We start from the raw sequence: 2444 nt of genomic DNA, 5'->3' as shown, positions 1-2444 counted from the left end.
ACGTTCGCCAGTTCACGCCGCCACAGCAGCTTGGTCAGTGCCGACGCCAGCGCGGTGACGCCGAAAGCGGGTCCGAGGAAGTTCAGCAGGTGCCACAGTGCGTCCAAAGGTCCCATCGACTGGTTCTCGCAAAAGCTGGCCCGGAAGTTGCCGACAAACCGCGTTATTGTGACGAATCGTCAGCGCCTATGACGGTCTTGAGAATCGGCAAACGCCCGACGGCGTTGCAAATTTTATAATCTGCCCATGAGTGTCTTCGCCCTCGGTCTGAACCACACGACGGCTCCGCTGGATTTGCGGGGCCGTTTTGCGTTCACGCTCGAGCAGCTGGCGCCGACGCTGCAGGGTTTCCGCGAGCGGGTTGCGCGCCCGAGCGGCAGCCCCGAGGCGGCGATCCTGTCCACCTGCAACCGCACCGAGCTGTACTGCGCGGCCGAGCCGGCGCTGGTGCGCCCGGCGATCGACTGGCTGGCGGGCGTGGGTGGCGTGGCGAGCAACCACTTCATGGACCATGCCTACGTGCTGGAGGGCGGCGCCGCGGCGCGCCATGCCTTCCGCGTCGCGAGCGGCCTCGATTCGATGGTGCTGGGCGAGCCGCAGATCCTCGGCCAGATGAAGCAGGCGGTGCGCGAGGCCAGCACCGCCGGCACGCTGGGCACCACGCTGCACCAGATGTTCCAGCGCTCGTTCGCGGTCGCGAAAGACGTGCGCACCTCCACCGAAATCGGCTCGCACTCGATCAGCATGGCCGCTGCCGCGGTGCGCCTGGCCTCGCAGCTGTTCGAGGACCTGCGCGACACCAAGGTGCTGTTCGTCGGCGCCGGCGAGATGATCGAGCTGGTCGCCACGCACTTCGCGGCCCGCGCGCCGCGCGCGATGGCGGTGGCCAACCGCACGCTCGATCGCGGCGAGAAGCTGGCCAGCCGCTTCGGCGCCGAGGCGATCCGCCTGTCCGACCTGCCGGCCCGGCTCGGCGAGTTCGACGCCGTCATCTCGTGCACCGCCAGTTCGCTGCCGATCATCGGGCTGGGCGCCGTCGAGCGTGCACTGAAGGCGCGCAAGCACCGCCCGATGTTCATGGTCGACCTGGCCGTGCCGCGCGACATCGAACCCGAGGTCTCGCGGCTGAACGACGTCTACCTCTACACCGTCGACGACCTGTCGGCGCTGGTGCAGACCGCCGGCGAGAAGCGCCAGGCCGCGGTCCAGCAGGCCGAGGTCATCATCGAGAGCGGCGTGCAGAGCTTCGTGCACTGGCTCGACCAGCGCGGCACCGTGCCGCTGATCCAGGCGCTGAATGCGCAGGCCGACGACTGGCGCGCCGCCGAGATCGCCCGCGCCCGCAAGATGCTCGCGAAGGGGGAGGACCTCGATGCGGTGCTGGAGGCGCTGACCCGCGGCCTGACCCAGAAGATGCTGCACGGCACGCTCGCCGAGTTGCATGCCGCCGACAGCGAGCAGCGTGCCGCGCTCGCGCAGACGGTGTCGCGCCTCTTCCTGCGCGGCGCGCCGCGCAAGCCGGGCGACAACCACTAGCGACGCCCCGTCCGCCGCATGACGGCGGGGCGGGCGCACCCTGTTGCGGCTTCGGCCGCGCGCCGGCTCCGCGAACCCTTTCCGGAGCCCCGATGAAAGACACCCTCCGCCAGCAGTTCGAACGCCTCGCGTTGCGGCTGAGCGAACTCGATGCATCGCTCGCCGACCCGTCGGTGGTCAGCGACATGAACCGCTTCCGCAGCCTGACCCGCGAGCACGCCGAGGTCGACGGCGTGGTGCAGCGCTTTCGCCGCTACCAGCAGCGCGAGCGCGACCTGCTGGCCGCGCGCGACATGCTGGCTGACGCAGACCTCGCCGAGATGGCGCGCGAGGAGATCGCCGCCGCCGAGGCCGACCTCGAACGCCTGCAGGGCGAGCTGCAGACCGCGCTGCTGCCGCGCGATCCGGACGACGGCCGCAATGCCTTCCTCGAGATCCGCGCCGGCACCGGCGGTGACGAATCGGCGCTGTTCGCCGCCGACCTGCTGCGCATGTACACCCGCTATGCGGAGCGCCGCGGCTGGCGCACCGAGCTGATGTCCGAGAGCATGTCCGATCTCGGCGGCTACAAGGAAGTGGTGCTGCGCGTCGACGGCGACGACGTGTACGCGCGGCTGAAGTTCGAATCGGGCGGGCACCGCGTGCAGCGCGTGCCGCAGACCGAGACGCAGGGGCGCATCCACACCAGCGCCTGCACCGTCGCAGCGATGCCGGAGCCCGACGAGGCCGAGGAGATCCAGCTGAACCCGGCCGACCTGCGCATCGACACCTTCCGCGCGAGCGGCGCCGGCGGCCAGCACGTCAACAAGACCGACAGCGCGATCCGCATCACCCACCTGCCGACCGGGCTGGTCGCCGAATGCCAGGACGACCGCTCGCAGCACCGCAACAAGGCGAAGGCGCTGGCC

At 70.2% G+C, this 2444-nt stretch carries 2 protein-coding genes; both read left to right on the top strand.

The genetic code is table 11. The features are described from left to right. Positions 1-246: 246 nt before the first annotated feature. On the top strand, positions 247-1536 hold the full coding sequence (gene hemA / locus AC1D15_RS26965) for a glutamyl-tRNA reductase (RefSeq protein ID WP_477828421.1): 1290 nt from the start codon (positions 247-249) through the stop codon (positions 1534-1536). A gap of 92 nt (positions 1537-1628) precedes the next feature. Beyond that, the coding region (locus tag AC1D15_RS26960) for a peptide chain release factor 1 (protein ID WP_477828420.1) at positions 1629-2444 on the top strand (816 nt) is incomplete at its 3' end.

The organism is Rhizobacter sp. P2_H2 (assembly GCF_056403375.1).
Note: the sequence above shows the minus strand (reverse complement) of the source record. Positions and strands in the feature narration are given on the sequence as shown.

Excerpts from the sequence above, each read along its gene's own strand:
- hemA (WP_477828421.1), top strand. The coding sequence starts at position 247 with ATGAGTGTCTTCGCCCTCGGTCTGAACCACACGACGGCTCCGCTGGAT.